Origin of the sequence: Bacteroides mediterraneensis, assembly GCF_025993685.1 — a bacterium.
Lineage (GTDB): Bacteria > Bacteroidota > Bacteroidia > Bacteroidales > Bacteroidaceae > Phocaeicola > Phocaeicola mediterraneensis_A.
The window spans coordinates 1062967-1089524 of record NZ_DAJPEN010000001.1 but is presented as its reverse complement, the minus strand read 5'-3'; the positions used below and the strand labels follow the sequence as shown (position 1 = coordinate 1089524).

General features: G+C 43.7%; 21 protein-coding genes. 17 read left to right on the top strand and 4 right to left on the bottom strand.

What is annotated here, in order from left to right:
- Window positions 1–5: 5 nt before the first annotated feature.
- The 3 genes from OIM59_RS04275 to OIM59_RS04265 are packed head-to-tail and all read right to left on the bottom strand — an operon-like array spanning window position 6 to window position 5846.
- The gene (locus OIM59_RS04275; RefSeq protein ID WP_299171068.1) at window positions 6–923 is read right to left on the bottom strand and encodes a putative zinc-binding metallopeptidase; all 918 of its coding nucleotides are present in this window, start codon (window positions 921–923) and stop codon (window positions 6–8) included.
- A 12-nt stretch (window positions 924–935) separates the two neighbouring features.
- Window positions 936–2444, bottom strand: coding sequence for a RagB/SusD family nutrient uptake outer membrane protein (locus OIM59_RS04270; RefSeq protein ID WP_303895288.1), 1509 nt, complete (start codon window positions 2442–2444; stop codon window positions 936–938).
- Between the two features lie 12 nt (window positions 2445–2456).
- Window positions 2457–5846, bottom strand: coding sequence for a SusC/RagA family TonB-linked outer membrane protein (locus OIM59_RS04265; RefSeq protein ID WP_303895285.1), 3390 nt, complete (start codon window positions 5844–5846; stop codon window positions 2457–2459).
- A 220-nt stretch (window positions 5847–6066) separates the two neighbouring features.
- On the opposite strand from OIM59_RS04265, the gene prmA reads away from it, so the two are divergent.
- On the top strand, window positions 6067–6912 hold the full coding sequence (gene prmA / locus OIM59_RS04260) for a 50S ribosomal protein L11 methyltransferase (RefSeq protein ID WP_299171077.1): 846 nt from the start codon (window positions 6067–6069) through the stop codon (window positions 6910–6912).
- Between the two features lie 21 nt (window positions 6913–6933).
- On the opposite strand, the gene OIM59_RS04255 is transcribed toward prmA, so the two are convergent.
- Entirely contained in the window at window positions 6934–7644 is a 711-nt protein-coding gene (locus tag OIM59_RS04255; protein WP_299171080.1) for a DNA alkylation repair protein, read from the bottom strand.
- A 309-nt stretch (window positions 7645–7953) separates the two neighbouring features.
- Between OIM59_RS04255 and trpB the strand changes: the two genes are divergently transcribed.
- The 16 genes from trpB to OIM59_RS04175 all read left to right on the top strand — a co-directional run bounded on the left by trpB (window position 7954) and on the right by OIM59_RS04175 (window position 26387).
- Entirely contained in the window at window positions 7954–9150 is a 1197-nt protein-coding gene (trpB, locus tag OIM59_RS04250; protein ID WP_022353684.1) for a tryptophan synthase subunit beta, read from the top strand.
- A gap of 11 nt (window positions 9151–9161) precedes the next feature.
- Window positions 9162–10562 carry an anthranilate synthase component I family protein gene (locus OIM59_RS04245; RefSeq protein ID WP_303895280.1) on the top strand — a complete coding sequence of 467 codons (1401 nt, stop codon included), beginning with the start codon at window positions 9162–9164 and terminating at the stop codon, window positions 10560–10562.
- A 6-nt stretch (window positions 10563–10568) separates the two neighbouring features.
- The gene (locus OIM59_RS04240; RefSeq protein ID WP_299171085.1) at window positions 10569–11135 is read left to right on the top strand and encodes an aminodeoxychorismate/anthranilate synthase component II; all 567 of its coding nucleotides are present in this window, start codon (window positions 10569–10571) and stop codon (window positions 11133–11135) included.
- A 49-nt stretch (window positions 11136–11184) separates the two neighbouring features.
- A complete protein-coding gene (gene trpD / locus OIM59_RS04235) occupies window positions 11185–12183 on the top strand; it encodes an anthranilate phosphoribosyltransferase (RefSeq protein WP_072542071.1) in 999 nt (332 codons plus the stop codon).
- A 3-nt stretch (window positions 12184–12186) separates the two neighbouring features.
- Window positions 12187–12981, top strand: a complete 795-nt coding sequence (trpC, locus tag OIM59_RS04230; protein WP_303895274.1) for an indole-3-glycerol phosphate synthase TrpC — start codon at window positions 12187–12189, stop codon at window positions 12979–12981.
- Entirely contained in the window at window positions 12978–13601 is a 624-nt protein-coding gene (locus OIM59_RS04225; protein WP_303895271.1) for a phosphoribosylanthranilate isomerase, read from the top strand. Before trpC ends, OIM59_RS04225 begins: the two co-directional genes overlap by 4 nt.
- Before the next feature lie 13 nt (window positions 13602–13614).
- Window positions 13615–14394, top strand: coding sequence for a tryptophan synthase subunit alpha (gene trpA, locus OIM59_RS04220; RefSeq protein ID WP_303895268.1), 780 nt, complete (start codon window positions 13615–13617; stop codon window positions 14392–14394).
- An 86-nt stretch (window positions 14395–14480) separates the two neighbouring features.
- Complete coding sequence (locus tag OIM59_RS04215; protein WP_299171097.1) at window positions 14481–15530, top strand: asparaginase; 1050 nt, start codon at window positions 14481–14483, stop codon at window positions 15528–15530.
- 105 nt (window positions 15531–15635) lie between these two features.
- Window positions 15636–16322 (top strand): response regulator transcription factor, encoded by a 687-nt coding sequence (locus tag OIM59_RS04210; protein ID WP_072543919.1) that lies wholly within the window; start codon window positions 15636–15638, stop codon window positions 16320–16322.
- Between the two features lie 17 nt (window positions 16323–16339).
- Window positions 16340–18127: a cell wall metabolism sensor histidine kinase WalK gene (locus OIM59_RS04205; RefSeq protein WP_303895262.1), complete on the top strand. Its 1788-nt coding sequence runs from the start codon at window positions 16340–16342 to the stop codon at window positions 18125–18127.
- A gap of 380 nt (window positions 18128–18507) precedes the next feature.
- The gene (locus tag OIM59_RS04200; protein WP_299171105.1) at window positions 18508–20058 is read left to right on the top strand and encodes an O-antigen ligase family protein; all 1551 of its coding nucleotides are present in this window, start codon (window positions 18508–18510) and stop codon (window positions 20056–20058) included.
- A gap of 175 nt (window positions 20059–20233) precedes the next feature.
- Window positions 20234–21007: a hypothetical protein gene (locus tag OIM59_RS04195; RefSeq protein WP_299171108.1), complete on the top strand. Its 774-nt coding sequence runs from the start codon at window positions 20234–20236 to the stop codon at window positions 21005–21007.
- 480 nt (window positions 21008–21487) lie between these two features.
- Window positions 21488–21856 carry a hypothetical protein gene (locus tag OIM59_RS04190; RefSeq protein WP_303895024.1) on the top strand — a complete coding sequence of 123 codons (369 nt, stop codon included), beginning with the start codon at window positions 21488–21490 and terminating at the stop codon, window positions 21854–21856.
- Between the two features lies 1 nt (window position 21857).
- Window positions 21858–22202, top strand: a complete 345-nt coding sequence (gene tnpB / locus OIM59_RS04185; protein WP_303895021.1) for an IS66 family insertion sequence element accessory protein TnpB — start codon at window positions 21858–21860, stop codon at window positions 22200–22202.
- Window positions 22203–22289: 87 nt separating this feature from the next.
- Complete coding sequence (locus OIM59_RS04180; RefSeq protein ID WP_303895019.1) at window positions 22290–24047, top strand: IS66 family transposase; 1758 nt, start codon at window positions 22290–22292, stop codon at window positions 24045–24047.
- Between the two features lie 243 nt (window positions 24048–24290).
- Complete coding sequence (locus OIM59_RS04175) at window positions 24291–26387, top strand: hypothetical protein (protein WP_299172756.1); 2097 nt, start codon at window positions 24291–24293, stop codon at window positions 26385–26387.
- Window positions 26388–26558 lie beyond the last annotated feature (171 nt).

Here is a 26558-nt window from a genome sequence, read left to right as displayed (position 1 = left end):
TTTTGTCACGATGCCGGAGCATCATGTGGTTGTTTATAATGTTTGAGAGAAGCTGAAATGACCCGGGTCAGCTGCGCTTCCCTGCGAATCTTAAAGTTCTCCCACAAAAACTCATCGACAAAAGCCATTTTACGCTGCAATGTCGCCTTGGCTCCTTCACCTCCCAATTCTTGTGCCGTATTTAAACACTCATTGATTTCACTGACAGACAAACATACAAGCATACTCAGTGTCTCGGCAAAATCACAAAGGGATGATTCCATTGCTCCATTGCTGAAGAAACCTTTCTTCCAACTGTAAGGCGTACCCTGAAACTGATACTCCCCTTTGGATACATCCGCACTTTTCGACCAGTCATAATAAAAAGACGATGGATTGAGTGCCGCAAACTTGTCGAGTAAGGAAGGTCGTCCTTGTACCAGCCGTTTGGCAAAAGCAAAAGTCGCCATCCGCACATACGGGAAAAGGGTTTCTGCCGTTGCTGCCGAAAAACGATTGACCTCAAACACCGGAAGAACAGCTTCCCCCAAAGAGGTATTAATTTCACCTATCTGCAAGGAATTCAAATTAACATCTCCCCACAGAAGGATTTGTCGGGGAACATATTCCTTCACGAAAGGTGTACCACCGGCCTGTTCAAAAGGTTCTATCCACAAAGCCTTCAAGGCCTCCAGCAACGGACGAATTTTCTCCCGATTGGGAGGCAGGTTGTCAGGCCAGTCAGTTTCTCTGTAAGGCGTCCGGGTGTACACCACCTCTATATTATAGGGACGAGTAAATTCTTCCGACAGCCATTGGTCCAATTCGGTTTGTGGTCCAGGTTCCGAAGCAAAAGGATACTGAACGGGCATCTCTACCTTCTGACATCCACCTCCCAGGCAACCGCCCCCTATCAAGAGCAATAAATAAATCTGTTTTCGCATATCATTATAAGTTTACGGATTAATAAGAGTTACCCCTTCTGGCAAAGAGAGCGTTTTACGGGAATCCTCCGGCTGCAACACATAACGTGCCTTCTTGGCCTCTCCCACCCGGTTGCGGTCTACACTGATATTGAAACGGCGTAAATCGAACCAGCGGAGTCCTTCGTGAATGAACTGCTGCCGGGCCACCTCACTGACATAGTACAGAATAGCGGCCTGTTCTTGCGTAAGCGGACGATAAAAAGGCTGTATCCGCTCCCGGTCGGCAGGTTTCACGTTCTCAATTTCAGTACCCGACAACTCACTCCCGATACCATCCGCAATATGCTTCTGGTTGATGAACGTAATCAAGTCATCTTTGGCCAAATCAGCACGGCCCGTCATAGCGTAGGCTTCAATACGGTGCAGAAAAACTTCTTCGGTGGTCAGCAAGACATTCTGTGTGTACTGTCCGCGACGTTCGTTCAGCAATCCGTCGGCCGACTGAAAATGGGTAAATTTCGGCCAGTAGGCACGGGTCCGGTCGAGTCTGTGCACCGCCTTGAAATAACCTTCTATCTGCCGGATACTTTTAGATGAAAAACGCTGGAAAACCTCTTCATACGATACGCTTCCCAGTCCATAGCGGTCGGTCTTGTAGTTTTCTTCCCAAAGGCTCTCCACCGTAGTAATCAGCAGGTTACTTGGATTATCCTCCGAGGCATAACCTTCCACCATCTCCTCCACAGATTTCTCCTTATATACCTGATAAGGCAAAATGGCTTTCTTCACGTCCGAACCCAATACGTAAGTAGCATAATCAATCACCTTTTGCCACTGACCCGTATAGGCAAAAAAACGGACGGCCAGCGCATAAGCCGCCTTTTTATGAAAGTGGTATTTTTTCTTCTGATAATACTCGTCCTTCACCCAAGCCAGCCCATAGGAAAGGTCTCTTTCAATCTTCCGGTAAGTGTCCTGCAAATTCTCTTGCGGATAAGACACCCACGCATTCTTCTCGGACTTCTCCACATAAGGGATGCCAGGCAACCCTTTGTTGGTTTCCTCATCGGCAAAAGGCGGCGCCCAGATATTGGCCACCATGAAATGCAGGTAAGCACGAACCAGAAACGCCTCGGCATAAAGGGCCTGCAACTGCGGGTCTTCCTTGTCCGGATAAGCAGCCAGCAATTCCAGCGCCTGATTGGCCTGAGCAATTCCCCGGTAACAATCCAGCCAATACAGCTTGGGAGAGTCCAACTCTTCCTCGTGGTAATCGTTCCAATAAAACATGGCCTCGTTCAACCGTGAAGCCGGCAATTTCGGACTCCGGTCGTCCACATTGTCCGTCCGCAACTCCAGGAAACGGAAATAGCTGGCTTCCGGATAAGCAGCCGTCAGCAGCTGGGCAATCTTCTCTTTGGAGTCGACTTCCGTATGGGTATTCGAATCGGGATACTGTTCCAGAAAATCATTGCAGGCAGACAGCACGAAGCAAGCCACTCCCAAAAGGGAGAAAACATATCTATTTATTTTTCTCATATTTTCTATTCATTAAAAACTTAACTGAACCGACATACTGTACGTTCTGGGAGTGGGAGAAGAAACCCCTCCGGAATTGATGAACTCCGGATCTCTTCCCTGCAGTTTCTTATCCGCATAAATCAAAAACGGATTGGTCACCTGGGCATACAGACTGAGACCTTTCATCTTCATTTTCTCACAAACCGCGCGAGGGAAAGCATAGCCTAGCGAAAGACTCTTCAAGCGCACGAAACTTCCGTCGGCCACATTCACCTGCGAATAGTTATAGGTGTTGTAAGCCCGCTCCACATTCTCTTTTCCCATCAAACTGTAAATGTCATATCCTGGAATGACGGGAATGTGCTTGGTCTGTTCATCTCCCTTCACCAGCCAGCGGTCACGATAACGGGTAGTGAACACATTCAGGTCGTTGTATTCCGGGTCAAACGTCGGACTGATCCGCACTTTGTTACCCATCCGGGAAGTCAGAAACACGGAGAGACTCCAACCTTTGTAACGGAAAGTGTTTTCCAAGCTAGTAGTGATAAACGGCTCGGAAGGACCCTCATACAGCAGATAAGACCGGTTATAAGTCGTATCATAGAAGTTGGCCCCCGCAATCTGCGAATAGCCGTTGGATGACAATGGCAGATTGCCAAAATAAAACTGGGGCAATCCTCTATCCGTCAGTCCCCGGAAGTCGAAAGAATACAACCCGCCCCGGGGAAATCCTTCAATGTTTCCCCGCCCGTTGCCTGCCACCATATCGAAAGTGGTAGGTTGGTTCAGCAGACGGGTTATCTCCTGGTGATAGAATGAGAAGCCCCAGACAGTATTCCAGCTGAAATCTTTCTGCCGGATATTCTGCGTATTCAGCAGAAAATCAAGGCCCACGGTCTTCATATCCCCAAAGTTCATCCATTTTTTGTACTCCCCTCCGATACCGGAAGTCTGTACCCAGTCAATCAAATCGAACGAACGCCGCGAATACACATCCAACGAACAGCTGATCCGGTCATTCCAGAAAGACAGGTCGGTTCCCACATTGAACTCATACATTTTTTCCCAAGTGAGGTCACGGTTTTCCAGGTGCTGGATGTAAATGGCATATTCCCTGTCGGAAATATCCTTGCGGAAGGTCAGACGACTGTCGTATACCGGTAAGGAATTGATGGCCTCACTGTTCATCTTGGCTACAAGCCCGTAACTCATACGCAGGGAAAACTGGTTCCAGAAATTACGAAAAGGTGCAAAAAACGATTCCGCATCCACATTCCATTTCACCCCCACGTTCCAAGTAGGCAACCATCTTACCCGACGACCGATTCCTGCCGCATTGGAACCTTCGTAATTACCTACCAGATTCAGAATATACCGGTTCCGATAGTCATAGGTCAAAGAGCCGGAAAAAACGAGGTCACGCTCATGGCGGTCGTGCAAGGAAAAATAGTCCTCCCCTTCATTCAGTATCTTTTCAAACACCAGCGGTGAAGTCATGACACTGTTGGCCCGGTTAAAACCAATACCGTATCCCTTGAAAGAGTCAGACGACAAATCGTTCATCTTCACCTCGGCAAAAGAGAACCATTTAATCCGGTGTCCGCCCCATTCGTGAACATAATCCAGTGAGGCACGTCCCAGATAACTGTTCATCGTCTGTGACGATTTTTGGTAAACCCCACCCATGGGCAGAATCACCTGCGGCTCCCCCTTCTCCGGACGGTAAAGGTAAATATTGTGCTGTCTTTCCAACAAGCTCCGGTCGGCCCGGTACGCCCACAGCACATTGGAGTTCTCTCCCAGAAAATGCGCCATCCCCGTCACCGCCATACGGGTATTCAGTAAAAGCGACAGACGCAGTTTCTTGACAGGTTCCCATTCCCCACTTAATGAGAAACGAAAATCGGACACGCGGATACGCATGTAATTTTCCTGATACTCCTGAAGAATATTAAATGGAGCCCAATCGTTCCGGTAATATTCATAATTTCCGGCCTCATCGTAAGGACGCAACGTACGGGACGTATTCAACGCATAATTGAACGGGTTGATGTCAAAATCACGCTTATAAGCTCCTGCCTCCAGATTCCGGATACGTGGAAACGTTCCCGGGGCACGCTGTTCACGGAAGTTGGCCTGCAGATTGGCAGATACTTTCAGACGGGGAGACAGAAAGAAACTCGAATTCAAGAAACCCGTAAAGCGCTTCACCTTCTCGGCTACCGTTTCACCCGGATCATTGTAAAAACTCACGGAGGCATAAGTAGCCGATTTCTCTCCCCCATAACTCAAGGACAAAGAATGATTTTGTGTCAGCGACTGGGTATAGATATGCTTGAACCAATCGGTATTATACGTGGATGCCTTATGTAAAAATGCCCTTCTGGCTTCCAACGTATTGGGCAAACCGAATCCGCCTTGCTGAAAGGTATCGATAAGCTGATACATTTGGGAATACACCCCTCCCCTTCGCCCATAAAGGGCACGGTTCATCGTAAAATAGCCTTTATTCTCCATCTCATGATAAACTTGCATCGTTTCGGCACTGTTCATCATGTCAAATTGTGTATAAGATGGCCTGAGCCGCAAAGAGGTAGTCAAATTATACGTCACATTGAGTCCTTTTCCGCGTTTTCCGGCCTTGGATTCCACAACGATAACCCCGTTCATTCCTCTAGCCCCATACAAAGAGGTGGCCGAAGCGTCTTTCAGCACTTCAATGCTTTCAATATCTGCCGGATTCAATCCGGCTAAGGTAGAACTGACCAATGTAATTGCATCACCGGAGGCCAACTGTTCCTCGTTCAAGGCCACCATATCCTCCACAACAGCTCCATCCACCACCCACAAGGGCTGCACATTTCCATGGATAGAACTGCCACCCCGAATGTTAACCTTCGGAGCCGCCCCGAAAGTGCTGGAAACAGAAGAGATATTCAACCCCGGCGCTTTTCCTTCCAACAGGCGACTGAAATCGGCTTGAGGTGCTGAAAGGAAGTCTTGGGTAGAGACTTTGGTGACAGCCCCTACAAACAGTCGGGAATTCACCTTTCCATATCCCGTCACAACTACCTCATCCAAGGCCTGCACATCCGGTTCCAAAGCAATACGCAACCTTTTCTCGGATTTAACGACAAACTCATACGATTTCATCCCGATGTAGCTCACAGCCCACTTCTCACCCATAGAAGTACGAATTTCAAACTGACCGTTCAAATCTGTAACAACCCCATTTTTCTTTCGTACATTTTGGATAGCGGCACCAATTAATGGCTCTCCACCGACATCCGTAACCACACCTCTCACCACAATTTGCGGAACGGCTTCCGAAACCTCATAAGAAGTGCTCGCATATAAACAGCTTATATGCAACAGAAAAGATAGGGCCAGCAAGAGCCCTACGTTGTGATTTTTATCCATAAAATAGTTCGGTTAAGGTTTTTTACACATGTAAAAAATTTTCACGGCAAAATTACGACATACCTATATCATGGGAAATCACCAAAAATGGCTATTTTACGCATCTACAAGCAGGGGCATATCACTATATTTAGTGATTGTTTTTCACCTCAGATGGATTAACAATGTCAAGGATTTTATGTACATTTGTCTGAGATTCTATTTTAAACCGCACAAACGTATGAAATATTTTGAAGTGACCTTTACCGCACAGCCGTGCAACGAGACCATCACAGATGTATTATCGGGACTGACCGCCGACATCGGTTTTGAAAGTTTCGTGGAATGTGAAAACGGCATGAAGGCCTATATCCAGCAAAGCCAGTTTGATGAAGCAGCTCTCAAGCAGGTAGTGGAGAATTTCCCGATACCTGATACAGCCATTACCTACTCCATCGCGGAACCGGAAGACAAGAACTGGAACGAAGAATGGGAAAAGAATTTCTTCCAGCCCATCGTCATCGACAACCGCTGTGTGATTCACAGTACTTTCCACAAAGACTACCCGAAGGCTGAATACGACATCGTGATTAATCCGCAGATGGCATTCGGTACAGGACACCATGAAACCACCAGCTCCATCTTGGGAGAACTGCTGGAAGCCGACCTGAAAGGAAAATCCGTACTTGATATGGGATGCGGCACATCCATTCTGGCTATTCTGGCCAGCATGAGAGGAGCTGAAAAAGTGACTGCCATCGATATTGACGACTGGTGCGTGAACAATTCGCGCGACAACATTGCTCTGAACGGTATCTCCAACATCACCGTAGCGCTGGGCGACGCTTCCCTGCTGGAAGGACATGAACCGTTTGATGTCATCATCGCCAACATCAACCGCAACATCCTGTTACAGGATATGCCGGCTTATGCAGCTTGCATGAAAAAAGGCTCTGAACTGTATATCAGCGGATTCTACACGGAAGACATTCCGGTATTGCGTGAAAAAGCGGAAAGTCTGGGTATGGAATACGTACACCACCGCGAAAAACACAACTGGGCAGCCGTAAAATTTAGAATGAAATAAAAACCAAAACAGCAAAGGCTGTCAACGCTTCAATGCCTTGACAGCCTTTTTCATCTCTTCACTTACGCGATAAGATTCGCCGATTTTCTGAAGGGTCTTGCGGAAGGTAAAATCATCCAAGTGACAGTTTTGGAGAAAATCCAAAGTCTTTTCAGGGAATTTTACCAGACAAACCGAAAGAGCCCATGCCACAGCCATACGTACGTAATATCCTTCGTGACGGATACCGTCGAGTAAGGAAAGCAATTCATCCACATGATCCGTATCCAGAAAATAACTCATACCCATCACTACACCGAAACGGACTTCATACTCACCCGAGGCTTTCATCCATTCCTTCAGGTATTCCCAAAGACGGGCTGAATGACGGCGAATAAACGCCTTCCCGCCTCCAAACTTAAACGTATCGCACACCGACCAGCTGTTGATGTTCCACACAAAGCAGGTGACACGGTGCAGATACACTTCCACATCTTCATCGGGCTGGATGCAGCCCAACACCATTCCCTGCAACATGCGTTCTTCCATGTAATACCCGTCGACTGTTTCAAGGTAATTTTCCCAGTCGCCCTTGGCAATCCTTGCAGCCAGTTTCCGCAACGCCGGCAAACGAATGCCCAACACATGTTCCACACCAGGGTGAAGCCCTTCTGTAAACTTGCGGTTCCCATCCACTGCGAGTATCAGCAGATGTTCTTTGACGGTCAAACCGTCCAGTCTGAATTCCTCCATGACCTTATTATATACGCGATTTTAAAAATTCGGGCAAAGATAGGAAAAAGTAAAAAAATCACACTCTTTTGTTTGGAAAATTCAAATGAATCGTTACCTTTGCGAACGGAACAATAAAAAAACAAGAAAAATAACATTATGAGACATTCAATGGTAAATACATTCTTCTGGTGGCGCCGCTTACAACTTCACAAGTCGTAAGGGAACTAAGCCGCATGTATATACCTCAAGAGATATAATATCACGAAAAGGCTGTCGTAAACTTACGACAGCCTTTTTTGTTTTTACCCCTAAAATACAAATACACTCATGAAAACTTATCAAGTCAATCAAGAAGGATTTTATGGAGATTTTGGTGGAGCCTACATCCCGGAGATTCTCCATCGCTGTGTGGAAGAATTACGAAACGCCTACCTTAAGGTACTGGCAGACGAAAGTTTCCAGAAAGAATATCAAGCCTTGCTCAAAGACTACGTAGGACGCCCCTCTCCTCTTTACCTCGCCAAACGGTTGTCGGAAAAATACGGATGCAAGATCTACCTGAAACGGGAAGACCTGAACCACACGGGAGCCCATAAAATCAACAATGCCATCGGCCAGGTACTTTTGGCCCGGAGAATGGGCAAGAAACGAATCATTGCCGAGACAGGAGCCGGACAGCACGGTGTGGCCACAGCCACGGTATGTGCCCTGATGGGAATGGAATGTGTGGTCTACATGGGAAAGACCGATGTGGAACGCCAGCGGGTGAATGTGGAACGTATGCAAATGCTGGGAGCCAGAGTGGAGGCCGTCACCTCCGGCAACATGACCCTGAAGGATGCCACCAACGAAGCCATACGCGACTGGTGCTGCCACCCGGAAGACACGTATTACGTGATTGGTTCTACGGTAGGCCCTCACCCTTATCCGGACATGGTAGCCCGTCTGCAATCGGTCATCAGCGAAGAAATCAAGAAACAGCTGATGGAACACGAAGGACGTGACTATCCGGATTACCTGATGGCCTGTGTAGGGGGCGGAAGCAATGCCGCCGGCACCATCTACCACTACTTGGACGACGACCGGGTGAAAATCATTCTGGCAGAAGCCGGAGGAAAGGGTATCCACAGCGGATTCTCGGCCGCTACCATCCAGTTGGGACGCTTGGGAATCATCCACGGTTCCAAGACCCTGGTGATGCAGAATGAAGACGGACAGATTCTGGAACCCTACTCCGTATCTGCCGGACTGGATTATCCGGGCATCGGCCCCATGCATGCCAATCTGGCCGCACAGAAACGGGCTACCGTACTGGCTATCAATGACGATGAAGCCTTGCGTGCCGCTTTCGAACTGACCCGGCTGGAAGGCATCATTCCGGCATTGGAATCGGCTCATGCCCTGGGAGCCTTGGAAAAAGTCAAATTCCAGCCGTCTGACATCGTAGTCCTGACCGTATCGGGAAGAGGAGACAAAGACATCGAAACTTATTTGAGATACAAAAACCACCCTGAACAATTTTAAACGAGAAAACAATGAAAACTTTTGCTTATACAACCAGCTATAAAACACTCCCCGGTGATTTGCTGACCCCGGTAAGCACGTACCTGAAAGTACGCGACTTGTTCCCGCAGAGCATCTTGCTGGAAAGTTCAGATTATCACGGAGTGGAAAACAACCGCTCCTTTATCGGACTGAACCCCATCGCCAGTTTCTCGGTCAACCACGGAATCGTCACCACTGCTTTTCCGGATAAAAGCCGCGAAGAACGTCCCTTGACCCCGGACTTCCAGGTGGAAGATGCTTTCAAAGACTTCCTGAAACATTTCGAGGTGAAAGGAGAATATGCCCGCTACGCCGGAGTGTACGGTTACACCACGTTCAATGCCGTTCGCTATTTTGAGCAAATTCCAGTAAAAGACAGCAGCGACCCGAAAAACGATGCACCGGAAATTCTCTACATCCTCTACAAATACCTGATTGTGTTCAATGATTTCCAGGGCGAAATGGTATTGGTGGAACTGCAGGCAGACGACGAACCGAGCCATATCGATGAAATTGAAAAGGCAGTCCACAACCGAAACTATACGACCTACGACTTCCGGGCGGTAGGTGAAACGACCAGTACCCTGACCGATGAAGAGCACAAAGCCAACATCCGCAAGGGCATTGCCCACTGCAAAAGAGGCGATGTGTTCCAGATTGTACTTTCCCGCCGCTTCATCCAGCGCTACGAAGGCGATGACTTCACCCTCTACCGGGCCTTGAGAAGCATCAATCCTTCTCCTTACTTGTTCTATTTTGATTTCGGAGGATTCCGCATCTTCGGTTCTTCTCCCGAAACACACTGCAAGATTGAAGACCGAAAAGCAACCATCGACCCCATTGCCGGCACTACCCGCAGAAGTGGAGACAAAAAGACAGATGAGGCCCTGACCCAAGCCTTACTGGCCGACCCGAAGGAAAATGCGGAACACGTGATGCTGGTAGACCTGGCCCGCAACGACTTGAGCCGGAACTGCCACCATACGCACGTGGAATTCTACAAGCAGCCGCAATACTACAGCCACGTCATCCATCTGGTAAGCCGGGTCAGCGGTACCTTGGATGAAGGAGCCGACCCCATCAAGACGTTCATTGATACGTTCCCGGCCGGTACCCTGAGCGGAGCTCCGAAGGTGAAGGCCATGCAGCTAATCAGTGAAATTGAGCCACACAACCGAGGCGCTTACGGAGGTTGCATCGGGTTCATCGGATTCAACGGCGACTTGAACCAGGCCATCACCATCCGCACCTTTGTAAGCCGTAACAACGAACTCTGGTTCCAGGCTGGAGGCGGCATCGTAGCCAAGAGTAACGAGAACAATGAACTGCAAGAAGTAAACAACAAGCTGGGAGCTTTGAAGAAAGCCATCCTCCTGGCTGAAAAAAGATAACATACCATGAAAATTGTCATCATCGATAACTATGACTCATTTGTATACAACCTGAGTCACCTACTGAAAGAGCTGGGAGCAGAAGTCACCGTAAAACGCAACGACCAGTTCCAACTGGAAGAACTGGAAGCATTCGACAAGATTCTTCTCTCTCCCGGACCCGGTATCCCGGAAGAAGCCGGACTCCTGCTGGATGTCATCCGTACGTATGCCGGAAAGAAACCGATTCTCGGAGTCTGCCTGGGTGAACAGGCCATTGGCGAAGTGTATGGAGGTAGTCTTACCAACCTGGATGAGGTGTTCCACGGCATCCAGAGTACCATTACCCTGACCACACCGGACTATCTGTTTGAAGGACTTCCCTCGCAAATTCAAGTCGGAAGATACCACTCCTGGGTAGTAGACCAGAAAGGGCTTCCGGACTGTCTGGAAGTCACTGCCGTCAGCAAAGAAGGCTATATCATGGCACTCCGCCACAAGACACTCGACGTGCGTGGCGTACAGTTCCATCCAGAATCTGTACTGACCCCCGACGGCAAACAAATGCTGGCCAACTGGATACAGCACCAATAAGCCTCTGAAAGAACCCCATTTTATAACTGATAAAACTTAGACATACAATATGAAACAAATACTGAAACGAATCTTCCACCACGAAGAACTGACCCGTGAAGAGGCCTGCTCGCTGATGCACAAAATGACCGGTGGTGAAATGAACGAGGCCCAGACAGCAGCCTTGCTGGCTGCTTTTCAGATGCGGGGCGTCACGGTAGACGAACTGATTGGCTTCCGGGATGCCTTGCTGGAGGCCTGTGTACCTATCGACCTTCATGAATTTCATCCGATTGACATCGTAGGAACCGGAGGAGACGGGAAAAATACCTTCAACATTTCTACTTGTGCCTGCTTTGTAGTGGCCGGAGCCGGCTACCGGGTAGCCAAACATGGCAATTACGGAGCCACCTCAGTGAGCGGAGCCAGCAACGTCATGGAACATTACGGAGTGAAATTCACCAATAACCCGGATAAACTGAAACGGTCGATTGAAGAGTGCGGCATGGCTTATTTGCATGCTCCCTTTTTCCATCCGGCCCTGAAAACCGTAGCTCCTGTCCGGAAGGCATTGGGCGTACGTACCTTGTTCAACTTACTGGGCCCGCTGGTCAATCCCTGTCATCCGGCCTGCCAGCTACTGGGGGTAGCCGACCTGCAGCAGATGCGGCTTTATACCAATACCCTTCAGAAACTCGGTATCCAGTTTGCCGTGGTCAACAACCTGGACGGATACGATGAAATCTCACTGACCGATGAATTCAAGGTCATGACCAACCGCTATGAAACCATCTACCGTCCCTCTGAGCTGGGCTTCTCAATGGCACGTCAGGAAGAACTCTACGGAGGAAAGACCCCGGAAGAAGCAGCCGCCATTTTCGACCGTGTGCTTCACAATGAAGGCAGCAAGGCCCAGACCGATTGCGTACTAATCAATGCTTCCTTTGCCATCCAGGCTTTGGAACCGCAAAAGAAAATCGAAGAATGTGTGGCGCTGGCCAAAGAATCGCTCGAAAGCGGAAAGGCATTGGCCACATTGCACAAATTCCTTACTCTTAACCAAGAATAAATTATGACTACTGATATTTTGCAGACTATCGTCGCCCATAAACGTACAGAAATCACCCATCAGGAAGAAGCGGTATCCCGCGACTTCCTGATACGGCAATTGGAAACAAATCCTTCCCATCCGACAAAAAGCCTGAAACAGGCATTGGCCAGCTCTCCGACAGGCATCATCGCCGAATTCAAGCGGCGCTCTCCGTCCAAAGGATGGATAGCTCCAGAGGCAGACCCAGCTATTATCGTTCCCGGATACGAACAGGCCGGAGCCTCTGGCATCTCTGTACTGACCGACCAGGAGTTCTTCGGGGGGCGACTGAAAGATTTGCAGGCCGTCCGTCCGCTGGTCCAGCTTCCGATGCTGCGCAAAGATTTCATCATCAGCCCTTACCAGCTTTATCAGGCCAAATTGGCAGGAGCAGATGTGGTTCTTCTGATTGCAGCCGCCTTGACCATCGACGAATGTAAAGATTTGGGCAAACTGGCCCATCAGCTGGAAATGGAAGTGCTGCTGGAAATTCACGCGGAAAAAGAGCTCGACTATCTGAATGAATATGTAGACCTGATTGGGGTGAACAACCGCAACCTGGGTACCTTCCATACCGATGTGGAGAATTCCTTCCGCCTGGCCCAAAAACTTCCCAAAGAACTTTTATGGGTATCCGAAAGCGGTATCTCCCAACCCGAGACGCTCAAGCAACTGCGGGAAACCGGATTCAGGGGCTTCCTGATGGGAGAAAGGTTTATGAAAACCCCTTCCCCCGCACAGGCATTGTCGGACTTTCTTCAAGCAGCAGCCCTATGATTGTCAAGGTTTGCGGCATGAGAGACGCTGAAAATATCCGTCAGGTAGAACAAGCCGGGGCCGACTGGATGGGATTCATCGACTACGAACGTTCGCCACGTTATGTAGAAGGAGTACCGGAATATCTTCCGGCCTCATTACAAAAGGTAGGCGTCTTTGTCAATGCTTCCTTTCCACACATCCAGAAAAGAATCGCTGACTGGCATTTGGATTTCGTACAGCTTCATGGCAAGGAATCACCCGGATTTTGCCAGCAGCTCCGAACTACAGGAGTGAAAATCATCAAAGCATTCTCCTTGCGTACGCCAGAAGATATGCAGCCAACGGAAGATTATATTCCATATTGTGATTATTTCCTGTTCGATACCCCTTGCCAAGGATATGGAGGTTCCGGAAAGAGTTTTGACTGGGAACTGTTGACCCACTATCAAGGTTCGGTTCCCTTCCTGTTGAGCGGGGGACTGAACCCCACCAGTCTGGAAGCGTTGTCTGCTTTCCATCATCCCCGTTGGGCCGGCATCGACCTGAACAGTGGCTTCGAACAGGCACCAGGTATGAAAGACGCCTCCTCCCTTTCCACTTTTATTCATTCATTCAAACAAAACAAGTACAACTTTTAAAAAATTAGCAACTATGAACCGTATTGACCAATTATTCCGCACACACAAAGACCATGTACTTTCCATTTATTTCTGCGCAGGTACTCCCACTTTGGAGGGAACTGCCGAGGTAATCCGCACGCTGGAGCACAAAGGCGTACAAATGATTGAAATCGGAATCCCATTCAGCGACCCGATGGCCGACGGACCTGTCATCCAGCATGCAGCCACTCAGGCCCTGCGCAACGGCATGACCCTCCGCACCTTGTTCAGCCAGCTGGAGCATATCCGCCCGGAAGTGCAGATGCCGTTGGTGCTGATGGGCTACCTGAATCCTATCATGCAGTACGGCTTTGAGAACTTCTGCAAGAAATGCCAGGAATGTGGCATCGACGGAGTCATCATCCCCGACCTGCCTTTCAAGGATTATATGAACGAATACCATCCCATAGCCGACAAATACGGACTCCATGTCATCATGCTGATTACTCCGGAAACCAGCGAAGAACGTATCCGCCAAATCGACAATCACACGAATGGATTCATCTACATGGTCTCTTCGGCTGCCGTCACAGGAGCACAGAAAGAATTCAACGCACAGAAACAAGCCTACTTCCAGCGTATCGAACAGATGCACCTGCGGAATCCACGCATGATTGGCTTCGGCATTTCCAACAAGAATACTTACGAGGCAGCCGCCGCCCATGCAGCCGGATGTATCATTGGAAGCAAATTCGTCAGTCTGCTGGAAGAAGAGAAAAATCCAGAAAAGGCTATCGACCGACTTTTAGAAATGCTGAAAAAGGAGGAATAATTAATCATTCTGTTATTTTTATAGGGGTAATTTATCTGTATAAACATATTTTTGCTATCTTTGTGCCAAACTAAACGAAATAGCAAATGATAAGACCAGATTATCCTTCCGTATTACTCATTTACACAGGAGGAACAATCGGTATGATTGAAAACCCGGAAACCGGTGCACTGGAAGCCTTTAACTTCGACCAACTGCAGGAAAACGTACCGGAACTGAAGCGATTCAACTACCGCATTTCCTCCTATCAGTTTAACCCTCCCATTGATTCTTCCGACATGGAACCTGCTTTATGGGCAAAACTGGTGAAGATTATACAATACAATTACGACAATTTTGACGGTTTCGTCATCCTGCATGGTACCGACACCATGGCCTATACCGCCTCAGCCTTGAGCTTCATGTTAGAGAACCTCAGCAAACCGGTGATTCTTACCGGAAGCCAGTTGCCTATCGGAGTGTTGCGTACGGATGGAAAGGAAAATCTGATTACCTCCATTGAAATTGCAGCCGCCAAACATCCCGACGGAACAGCCGTGGTACCGGAAGTCTGCATTTTCTTTGAGAATCATCTGTTACGGGGCAACCGTACCACCAAGATTAATGCCGAAAACTTCAATGCATTCCGCTCCTATAACTACCCTGCGCTGGCCACAGCCGGAATCCATATCAAATATGAATACGACCGTATCCGCAAGGTTAATCCAAGTTTACCCATGCATGCGCATTATGTATTCGACACGAATGTGATTATCCTGACACTTTTTCCGGGAATTCAGGAAAACATTGTACGCACAGTTCTGAATACCCCCGGACTGAAGGCAGTAGTGCTCAAGACATACGGGTCCGGAAATGCACCTCAGAAACCTTGGTTTATCCACTTGTTGGCAGAAGCTACAGAAAAAGGTATCGTCATCGTCAACATTTCACAATGCCAGACGGGTATGGTAGAGATGGCTCGATACGAAACCGGACTTCACTTGCTGGATGCCGGTGTCATCAGCGGATACGATGCGACGGTGGAGAGCGTGTTGACCAAACTGATGTTCCTGCTTGGCCACGGACTCAGCCCCAAGGAAATACGCCTTGAAATGAGCCGTTCCATTGCTGGAGAGATTACCAAACCGGTGTTGTAACCCAAATGTAACATCTATTTCATAAGGACGAAACAAAAAGAGGTCATCTTTGTAACGAAAACTAAATCATATAGAATTTTGTATTAATCTTAATAGAAAATGCGCATGAACGATTATCGGATTTTAGTCGTAGACGATGAAGAAGACCTGTGCGAGATTCTGAAATTCAATCTCGAAATGGAAGGTTATACGGTAGACACAGCCAACTCTGCCGAAGAAGCGTTGAAACTGGATCTTCCACACTACAATTTGATATTGCTGGACGTGATGATGGGAGAAATCTCCGGTTTCAAAATGGCCAGCATGATGAAAAAGAACAAGGACACCGAAAATATTCCTATCATTTTCATTACGGCCAAAGACACGGAAAATGATACACTGACCGGATTCAACCTGGGAGCGGATGACTATATATCCAAACCTTTCTCCCTCCGTGAAGTAATCATGAGGGTGAAAGCCGTGTTGCGCCGAACGGCTGGTGTACAGACCCAAGTGCCAGACCAGCTCACTTATAAAGGTCTGGTGGTCAATATACCCAAGAAAAAAGTCACCATTAACAATGAAGAAGTTTCACTGACCAAGAAAGAGTTCGAGATACTTCTGCTGTTGCTTCAAAATCAAGGACGAGTATTCTCGCGCGAAGACATTCTGGCCAAAGTATGGCATGACGAAGTCTATGTGCTCGACCGCACCATCGACGTCAACATCACACGTCTTCGCAAAAAAATCGGTGAATATGGACAATACATTGTAACCCGCCTCGGCTATGGTTACTGTTTTGAATGTGAATAAATGAGGGCTGTATAACCATGACAAAATTTTCTTACCGCATCCTCCCTTTCAGCCAGAGGTTGTTCTTTTCTGTCATATTCCTGTTTCTGGGATATGCAGTATGCTTCATGCTGTTCCAATACAAACGCGAAAAAGCCTATAAAATAGAACTGCTGAACACACAACTACAGAATTACAACAACCAGCTGTGCGATTTCATTTCCGAACACCACGGATTCAACCCGGATTCCATGCAGCGTTATGTGACCACTCACATGATGCCGAACCTACGTGTGACCCTTATCGAACCTTCCGGAAAGGTGATTTACGACAACACCAATGCCAACTGGCAGAAATTTGCCAACCATTCCTCCCGCAAAGAAGTACAAGACGCACTGATGTATGGAAGCGGATATTCCATCAGCCGACAGTCGGAAAGCATTCAGGGAGAAGAATATTTCTACTCGGCACGCTATTTCCCTCCGTACCGTCTCATCATCCGGGCCGCCCTACCCTACAACCTGAGCCTGGCTGAGCACCTGCAAGCTGACTCCGGCTACCTGTGGTTTGCCCTTGTCATCTGCCTGGTATTGATTTTTATCTTCTATCGTTTTACACGAAAGCTCGGAAAATCCATCACCAAACTACAGCAGTTTGCGATGAAGGCCGACCGCAATGAGCCGATTGACATGGATATCCTGCAAACTTTCCCTAAAAACGAATTGGGAGAAATCTCGCAGCACATCATCAAGATTTACAAACGACTGCACCGGGCCAAAGAAGCTCTCTACATTGAGCGTGAAAAACTGATTTCTCACCTCCAGACCTCACACGAGGGACTGGGTGTTTTCACCAAGGAGCGAAAGGAGATTCTGGTCAATAACCTGTTTACACAATACATCAACAACATTTCCGACCGGAACCTGCGTTCCACCAATGAGATTTTCGACATTCCGGAACTGAAACCTATCACGGAATTTCTGAACCGGAATGAAGGCAATCCTAACAAAGAAGAGAAACGCTATTCTCTACATATCAACAAGAATGCGCGCAGCTTCACGCTGGAATGTATCATCTTCCAAGATATGTCGTTTGAGATATCCATCATCGATATCACTCAGGAAGAAGAGCAGGCTCGCCTGAAACGTCAGCTGACCCAAAACATTGCCCATGAACTGAAAACGCCCGTCAGCAGTATTCAGGGATACCTGGAAACCATCATCAACAATCCGAATATTCCTCAGGAGAATGTACGGACGTTCCTGGAAAGAAGCTATGCGCAAAGCAACCGGCTGACCTTCCTGCTACGGGATATCTCCGTCCTGACCCGTATGGATGAAGCCCCGGAAATGGTAGAAAAAGAATCGGTCAACTTGAGCAAGATTGTAGAGAACATTCTGAATGAAGTGACACTGGGACTGGAAGAGAAACACATCACGGTGGTCAACAAGCTCCCGCCGGAAATCATCTTGACCGGAAGCAGTTCGTTGCTCTACTCCATTTTCCGAAACCTGACAGATAATGCAATCGCATACGCAGGAACGAATATACAAATCACCATCAAGTGTTTCCGGGAAGATGAAAAGTTCTACTATTTCAGCTTCTCAGACACAGGCGTGGGAGTTCCGGAAGAACATCTGAACCGCCTGTTCGAACGTTTCTACCGTGTAGACAAAGGACGGTCGCGGAAATTAGGAGGCACCGGATTAGGACTGGCCATCGTCAAGAATGCCGTTCTTTTCCACGGAGGTACCATCTTTGCCAAAAACATGCCGACCGGCGGACTGGAGTTTGTATTCACACTGAAAAAGGACATACAAGGATAAAGCACTCCAGGCAAGACATTCTGTACTTATTAAAAACTAAAACTGCTACAATTCTCCTCCAATGCCAGTACTTCTTTGGCAGTACTGAGAAAAAACCTTTTGTAAGTATTATAGGTTGTTAAATGACATAAAAAACCATGAATACTAATTCTTATATCAAATAAATAATTATTTTTGCTGAGTCACTATAGCATAAAGATTCCCATTGTAACCTACCAATTTGTCGCCATAAAGGATGTAGGACTTTGGGATAAAATGATATTGAAATAAGACTAAACTAGATACAGATAAAATACAAGCCAGTTAACCTTTTCTTAAAGACTGAGATATAATAGTTCTGTATTATAAATTATTTGTTAACCTTTTAAAACATTGCATTTATGATGCGTGTGATGATATTTAGCCTAACAGCTATGGGAACCATATTTTTTTGCTCTTCACTTTTTGTGGACTCTTATTTAGTTCCTAAATGGATGATATTAGCTATTGGATTCATTTTTTGGGGGATTGATACAGCTTTACATTATGTATATCCGTTTAAGCGTTATTCGATAAAATTCCCCTATTTAATTGAAGTTGTAATAGTAAGTATAGTTGGACTAGAGGCCTGTTATGGATTATTAAGTATCATTACTTCTGAAAAAAATAGTTTTTCCACATTAACAGGTACATTCGATAATACTGCCGGATTTGCTGTTTGTCTTTGTGCTGGTTTTCCGTATTGCCTCCAGTTGGCAACGAAGAAAAGAAGACACAAGTTTTTAGGAATCATAGTTGGGATAATAATAACAATTGCTATGATTTTTTCACATTCACGTACAGGAATTATGAGTTTATCAATAGTTTTTTCTATTTGGTTATGGAAGTATCTACGTTTCTCTAAAGAAGAAAGAAAGTATTTCTTTTACTTTTTTTCCTTCTTGATAGTTAGCCTTTATTGGATGAAAAAGGATTCAGCAGATGGGCGTCTGTTAGTTTGGATTTGTTCAATGAATATGATAAAAGATAATCTGTTACTTGGTTGGGGCATTGGTGGTTTTGAAGCGCACTATATGGATTATCAAGCTTCTTACTTCGAACGAAATCCCAATAGCCATTATGCATTTTTAGCAGATTCTGTACAATATCCTTTTAATGAATACTTAAATGTCTTGGTTTCTTTTGGGATAATTGGAATATTAATTCTCCTCTTATGGTTTATTTATTTGTACTATGCCTATATTCGACATCCAAATGATAAGAAAAAATATGCCATATTAGTTTGGTTAGAAATAAGTATTTTTGCTACCTTTTCCTATCCGTTAATGTATCCGTTTGTGTGGTTGGTATTAAGTTATGCCACTAGAAATTTATTAAAAGATTTCTATAATTTACCTCCTTCTTATTATAGAATAGTTTCCGTAGGTCTATTTATTGTATGTTTTTGGATTGCCAACCGAACATATAGGCAAATAAAAGCAGAACTTCTATGGTCGGAAACAGTTGAATCATCTCCTACCTGTCAGCAGAATTTAATAATAGAGAAATACAAACTTGTGTATTCAGAATTAAAAACAGATCGCTACTTTCTTTACAATTATGCAACAAAATTATATTTAAATAATGAGTTTAATACAGCTTTAATAATTGCATTGGAATGCAGAGCTTTGTGGGCAGACTATGATTTAGAATTGTTATTGGCTGAAATATATAAAGCAAAAATTGATTTTATTAACGCGGAAAAACATTACCGAGTTGCTGCTTACATGTGTCCAAATAGATTTGTTCCTTTATACAATATTGTATTATTGCTGGATAAACAAGGTAAGAGAAATGAAGCAAAGAAAATGGCTTGTTCAATTTTAAAAAAAAAGGTAAAAATAAAATCAGCTACGGTAAGTTTTATTAAGAATGAAATGACTGAATATATAAATAAGCATCACGGCTTATAAAAAGCATTGTTGATGATATATTACAATTACAGTTAGAATTTAGATTATTAACAATACAAAAAGAAAGGAGGTAAGACATACGTCACATTTAACAATATACTGAATTATATATCTAAAACTTAATTAATCTATTCTTTAATACAGATTTGAAACAAATCTTTAATTTTTATTTTATATGAGAAATACAAAAATTTCATTTTTATTCACACTGTTGATTTTCCCAATATTTAGTAGCTGTAATATGGACTGTATTGAATCAGAAAAAGAAAATACATTTTCCGGTAGAGTGTCAGAAATCGATGAATTTAAAAGAAACAATCCATTTCTAGACGAATATAGAAGTATATATGGAGAATTAATGTTTGAAGTAAATAGAATTAATTCAAAAAAGAATAAGGCAGATATCGATTCTTTAGTAATTAATTATCAAAGAGTTTTAACCTCAACTTCTAATGACTCTGCTCTTTTTAAAGAAAAACTTATTCAATCTTTTAATTCGATATATTCAAAAAGTGACATAAAGAACCTGAATACGTTATTGAATAAATTCAAAAAAGTGGAAAAAGAAGTGTTTAAAGATAAAAAATTTTTACTATTCAACAGTCATGAGAAAAATCTTTTTGTCGAAAGTTTTGCTTTAGAAATACCCAAATTAAAAAATGAGATAAATATAATAAATATTAAAACGCTGAAAACACGTTCTGAATCTGATAATTCAGCATGCATAGATAAATGTAAAGATTCATATCGGTGGGGCTTATTATTCCTTGCTTCTTCAACAATTTGTGCTGGTGGTGCTTCTATACTTGAGGCTTGTATGAGTGTTGGAACATTATCAATTCCGGCGTTAATACAGCTTATCACAGGTTACTCACTTGCTATGATTGAATTTGACAGGTTAACACTCGAATATAACACATGTGTAAGCGATTGTAAGAACAAGCAATGACATAAAATGCAGTATTAATTTGACTTATTTGATTTTATTTTAATTAATCAGATTTTAAACATTTGTAAAATAGACAATGATGGTAACACAAATATTATTTATATCATTAGTGTTATGGATATATATATGTACATATAGTAAAATAATAAAAAATATATCCCAAGCAAATGAAATTAAGACGAAAATCGTTTATTATTTCTTAGGATTTGTATGCACTATAAGCCTTGTTGTACTAGTATATATAAGATTAAGAATTTTTCTTATTACAAACTAATTGGCAAAAAATGGAAATTATATCATTTAGTAATACTTAACTTTACAACTGGAGAGGCCATAGATTAGAAAAGTATCTGTCGAATATTATTCAATTCAGTAACTCAACACAATTCATTTGGACACATAGTAAGCATACTATTTTCCGCCTTGACGCACATTATTCACAACCCTACCTTTGCGCCGTAACCTTTAACAATAATGATTATGGCAAAAGAGAAAGTAAACTACCAAGAGGTATATGACCTCTACCAGTTATGCAGCGAGACCAAGGATCTTCGGGAGTTCTGTGCGGATTATGGAGTAAATTACGACAAGTTCATGAACTGGCAGCGTCACCAGCTGTGGAGTGAGAAGTTAGGTAAGGCAGTTCAGACTGAACAACCCAAGGTTGCCAAAGTCCAGATAACCGGCAAGCCTTGCAACAGTCCAACCGTGAAGATGGAAGTGAAACAGCCTGAAGGCGAACCGCCAATAAAATGGGTTAAGTTACAACTGACATCCGGCGCAACACTGTTTCTAAGAAATACCACCGTTCTTGACCTGAGTCTGTTGCTTAATAAAATGATAGGATGATATGCTTGGACTGAGTGCTAACCTGAACTATTACCTGTTCAACGGTAATGTGGATTTACGGAAAGGTATCTTCCGTCTGTGTGAGAGTATAAGGGAAGAGATATCACTCGATCCGAGTGATACATCCAATGTATATATGTTCATGTCCCGTAACCGCAAGGTCGTGAAGATACTTCATTACGAACGCGGTTTTTATGTGCTTTATGAGAAACGTCCAGTCATGGGTAGATTCAAGAAACCTGTATTTGATGAGGTCTCCAAATGCTACCGGATACAATGGTCGGATATGGCCTATCTTACGGAAAGCATAGTGGTTGACAAGATGTACGTTAGTCCGAAATATTAATATTAATACACTGATTATCAATAAAATAATATAAAAATAAACGGTAAAAAGTTTGCGTAACTGCCTGATTTTTCGTACCTTTATATCATGATTGATGAAAGAGCATACGAGTTACTTTGCTGCCAGCTGGGTCTGGCAAATGAGGAAAAGGCAGGGCTTCGCAAACAGGTAAACGAACTGATTGCGAGGCTTAAGGCTATTGAAGAATCAAACAAAGAGAACTCCAAGGCTCTGGTTGATACAATCAATGAGTTGTCCGCAACAGTCGAAAACTATCGAAAAGAAATGGAACTTATGAGAAAGCAGCTTGAGGCAAAAGACGAGGTGAACATGATGCTGGCAAATGAGGTTTCCAATCTCAGGCTTCAGCTTGAGGACAGCAGGAAACATCGTTTCGGCCGTACCTCCGAACAAAGAAGGCTGCTGAACAACCGTAACATTGACAAGTCGGCAATGGAGAAGTCCGAGTATGACGGCTCTGATAAGAAAGATGATAATAATAAGGCAGATGGTAACGGTACTGGCAGCAATACCTCTTCCGGTAACGTACCTGCACAGAACTGCAGGCCTTCAAGGAAAAAGGAAACAGCTCCCCGTGCAGAAAAGACCAGGCTGAAGGTGGATAAGGTAGTTGTTCATGAAATAGAAGATTATTACCAACTCCCGGATGGTGCAAGGCTTATGAACCGTAACGGAATGGCTGATGTGTGGGAATACAGGGTCATAGAACATGTAAGGGCTCATAATGTGGAGCATGTGTACAAGGTGGCGAGGGTAAAGCTTGCCGACGGCACTTTCACAAGCACGATGGAGCATCCGCTGAAAAACCTTGGAGGAATCTTCTCTCCTGAACTGCTTGTCCGCCTGCTTTGTCTGAAATATGACTTCAGCATGCCTGAAAATAGACAGATAAGGCTGCTTGCAAGAGAAGGTATCCATATAAGCAACACCACGCTGAACAGCTATATCCATAACGGAATCGCCAAACTAAAGGAATTTATCGGAGATGCATTCAAGGAGTTTGTACAGAGGGCAAAATACCTTATGGTTGATGAGACTACCGAACTCGTTGGAGTTGAAACACCGGAAGGTAAGGCTTACAGGAGAAAGTACTTATGGGCTTTCTTTGCAAAGCATATAAAGATGGTCTATTATCACTATAACAACGGCAGCAGGTCTTCCGATACGGCAAAGTCGTTCCTGGAATATTTTATGGGAACCATATCCACTGACGGATATACGGTTTACAGGATGTTTGACGGAGAAGCCTCAAAGGTGCTTCACATAGGATGCTGGACGCACTGCAGGAGGTTGTGGGTTGATGCCTTGCCTTCAGACAGGACGGCGATGGACATAATAAATCCTATCGGTGATATGTTCAGAAATGAAGACCTGTTCCGTATGATGAAACTCAGCGGCGAGCAGATTAAGGAAAAAAGACTTAAGCTTACGGGACCGATTCTTGAGCGTATCCATCATAAGGTGGTCATGATGATGCAGGATACCAAAATCATGGCAAACGAACTGATGAGAAAGGCCGTGAACTATACGTTAAACCAGTGGAAGTCCTTGAGAAATATCCTCAAGGACGGTTCAGCGGAAATATCCAACAATCTCTGTGAGCAAAGAATGAAACCTGTAAAGCTGCTGCTCAAGAACTGTATGAATATAGGAAGTGAGGCAGCCGCAGAAAACTCGGCATTCATCTTCTCTCTGATAGAAAGCTGCAAACTTAATGACATAGATCCTCAGGATTACCTGAAGCACTTGTTTGAATGTATTCTTCATGGTAATAACTGCGACAGGAAGGCTCTTCTGCCATGTTTTTATAAACCGGAATGTTAAAACAAAAATATTTTCTTACGGACTTTTTTATTTTATCGGCTGAAAAACAGCCGATAAAATTGTCGTGGCGGAAAATAGAATGGTTACGGACACATAATTGATACTTGTGCAGGGCTGAATCTAATTATAGCCTTTCTCCAGTTTTAATCTATTATCATTAGTAAAGTGTACTTAAATTATATCTCAGTTCATAATGTAAAAATATTTAATTTACCAAAAAAGAAGGTTGTCATTTAATATTTTATGATAAAACGTACTTTATTATCGTTGACCTTTATGCTATTGATGGCATTAGCGGTTGTTTTATTAACCCTTCCATCATTACCTGAGGAAGCAAAAGGTAATGAATGGGAGTTAAAAAAAACATTATTGTATTACAAATATATTAATCCTGATAGACAAAAGTTTGATGCAGCACTTTTTTTAATAGAAAACATGAAATATCATAAGGGAATAGGATGTATAACCAAAATCTCTACCGGTTTGAAATACTGGCGAATGGAAACGGATAGCATATATGCTTCAATACGATTTTCCGATATGGACATGAATGACCAGAGAGATAGCCTCAATAATATTCGAAAAAAACGGATAGCAGAAATGTCAAATATCATAATACCCCAGATAGATATTGATAGTACTCCTTTTGACGATATAAAAACTATTTCTTTTCACTTCTTGAAAGAACATATTGATAATGCATTTGTATCATGGAAAGAGTCCGTTTTCGCTAAAAATCTTAGTTTTGATGATTTTAAAGAATATATATTACCATATCGTTCCATTGAGGATATTGGTTTTCTAGAAACAGGTAAATCTTTTAAAGAGTGGTTTGGGAAATACGTGCCTACTACAGGAGTGTTATCTTTAAGAGAAACAGTCGATAGCTATAACCAAGCTATAATTAATATGAGAGATTTAAATGGAAAAAGCAAATGGAAATCTCCAACAGGCCAATATGACTTGTATGTTAATGGAATACATGATTGTGTAAATATAGCCTCTTATGGCTGTAATATACTTCGCGCTTGCGGATTACCCGTAATGGTAGAATATAATATAAGTTATAAAACTTTACCAGGAAGCCATTATCATTGTAGTGTGTGGAATGATAAGAAAAATAAATGGGAGAGTTTTAACCCTGAAAGTTCTTTACCTGGTGATTTAGATTGGGCTATAAAAGAAGCAACAAATGTATATAGATTCATGTATAGTGCTCAGAAAGACACTCCTTATTTTCAAAGAAACAAAAATGAGTTTGTACCAGAAATACTTAATAATCCATGTATAAGGGATGTAACTGCTTATTTAAAAGAAACAACGAAAATCACATTACCGTTTAATATTGCTGTAGATAACAATTTGGCATATTTAGCTACTTTCCAAAAGGAAAACAATGGGGTAATACCAGTAACATGGGGTAGAATTAATCATGATTGTAATAGTGTAACATTTGAAAATGTTATTCCGAATATCCTATATTTCCCAATGCTTTATAGTCATAAAAAAGAAATCATTTTTTTTGGTGAACCTTTTTATGTAAAAAAAGAAGGAAAAGAGTTTTACGTTTCAAAAATAAATTGCTCAAGCCAATCTTGCGAGGATGAAGGTACACTTATTCTGACAAGAAAGTATCCACGTAAATCAAAAATGAAAAATATAGCTGAAAACTTAGTCGGTGGTGTATTTTTAGGCGCAAACAAAAGCGATTTTAGCGATGCAATAGTCCTATATACAATAAAGGAATCACCAGCTCCTTTTTTAAGAGAATATAGTTTTGACCGAACGGGAAAATTTAAATTTTATCGTTTTCAGGCTTCTGAATCATCTCCATATGCAAATATTTCTATATTGGAATGGATAACTTCTTCAACCTTTGAATATCCAAATGTTATGAAGGCTCAAAGATGTGATATATTATCACCAAAAGATACCATGCTACTGAAGAATGAAAAAAAGTATGTTAAACTTTTAGATGATTTGTGGGATAATATGAAAAGAAAGTCAGAGTATGACGGAAACATGCAAACTGCACCAGGAGCATATCCTAATATAACACTTCGGTTAAAACAACCCCAAATTGTAAAAAAGGTAAGATTTGCTCCTAAAAATGCTGACAATGGCATTCATAGTAATGAATGGTATCAGTTACATTTTTGGGATAAAGACGGCTGGAAGTCAGCAGGAAAAGTTAAGGCTAGTTATGAATATGTGATATTTCATAATGTTCCAAAAAATAAGTTATATTGGTTAGAAAATCTTTCCTCTGGAAAAGAAGAGATGCCGTTTATGATGATTAATAATAAACAAATTTTTCTATATGGTGACTTAATTCAGTGAAACCTCCAAAACGGTGGAAATTCCCAAACCAAGCATCCCCAAAATGGCATATTGACTAGTATGACTCTTTCTTCTACCTTCGTACTAAACTTAAAACTTGAAAGATTGTGATTCCTCTACAAGACCGAGAGTGAACCCAAAGGAGTTTCCATCAACATAAACATTCGGACA

Coding starts and splice junctions, on each gene's coding strand:
- OIM59_RS04275 (WP_299171068.1), bottom strand. CDS start 923: ATGCGAAAACAGATTTATTTATTGCTCTTGATAGGGGGCGGTTGCCTG.
- OIM59_RS04270 (WP_303895288.1), bottom strand. CDS start 2,444: ATGAGAAAAATAAATAGATATGTTTTCTCCCTTTTGGGAGTGGCTTGC.
- OIM59_RS04265 (WP_303895285.1), bottom strand. CDS start 5,846: ATGGATAAAAATCACAACGTAGGGCTCTTGCTGGCCCTATCTTTTCTG.
- prmA (WP_299171077.1), top strand. CDS start 6,067: ATGAAATATTTTGAAGTGACCTTTACCGCACAGCCGTGCAACGAGACC.
- OIM59_RS04255 (WP_299171080.1), bottom strand. CDS start 7,644: ATGGAGGAATTCAGACTGGACGGTTTGACCGTCAAAGAACATCTGCTG.
- trpB (WP_022353684.1), top strand. CDS start 7,954: ATGAAAACTTATCAAGTCAATCAAGAAGGATTTTATGGAGATTTTGGT.
- OIM59_RS04245 (WP_303895280.1), top strand. CDS start 9,162: ATGAAAACTTTTGCTTATACAACCAGCTATAAAACACTCCCCGGTGAT.
- OIM59_RS04240 (WP_299171085.1), top strand. CDS start 10,569: ATGAAAATTGTCATCATCGATAACTATGACTCATTTGTATACAACCTG.
- trpD (WP_072542071.1), top strand. CDS start 11,185: ATGAAACAAATACTGAAACGAATCTTCCACCACGAAGAACTGACCCGT.
- trpC (WP_303895274.1), top strand. CDS start 12,187: ATGACTACTGATATTTTGCAGACTATCGTCGCCCATAAACGTACAGAA.
- OIM59_RS04225 (WP_303895271.1), top strand. CDS start 12,978: ATGATTGTCAAGGTTTGCGGCATGAGAGACGCTGAAAATATCCGTCAG.
- trpA (WP_303895268.1), top strand. CDS start 13,615: ATGAACCGTATTGACCAATTATTCCGCACACACAAAGACCATGTACTT.
- OIM59_RS04215 (WP_299171097.1), top strand. CDS start 14,481: ATGATAAGACCAGATTATCCTTCCGTATTACTCATTTACACAGGAGGA.
- OIM59_RS04210 (WP_072543919.1), top strand. CDS start 15,636: ATGAACGATTATCGGATTTTAGTCGTAGACGATGAAGAAGACCTGTGC.
- OIM59_RS04205 (WP_303895262.1), top strand. CDS start 16,340: ATGACAAAATTTTCTTACCGCATCCTCCCTTTCAGCCAGAGGTTGTTC.
- OIM59_RS04200 (WP_299171105.1), top strand. CDS start 18,508: ATGATGCGTGTGATGATATTTAGCCTAACAGCTATGGGAACCATATTT.
- OIM59_RS04195 (WP_299171108.1), top strand. CDS start 20,234: ATGAGAAATACAAAAATTTCATTTTTATTCACACTGTTGATTTTCCCA.
- OIM59_RS04190 (WP_303895024.1), top strand. CDS start 21,488: ATGGCAAAAGAGAAAGTAAACTACCAAGAGGTATATGACCTCTACCAG.
- tnpB (WP_303895021.1), top strand. CDS start 21,858: ATGCTTGGACTGAGTGCTAACCTGAACTATTACCTGTTCAACGGTAAT.
- OIM59_RS04180 (WP_303895019.1), top strand. CDS start 22,290: ATGATTGATGAAAGAGCATACGAGTTACTTTGCTGCCAGCTGGGTCTG.
- OIM59_RS04175 (WP_299172756.1), top strand. CDS start 24,291: ATGATAAAACGTACTTTATTATCGTTGACCTTTATGCTATTGATGGCA.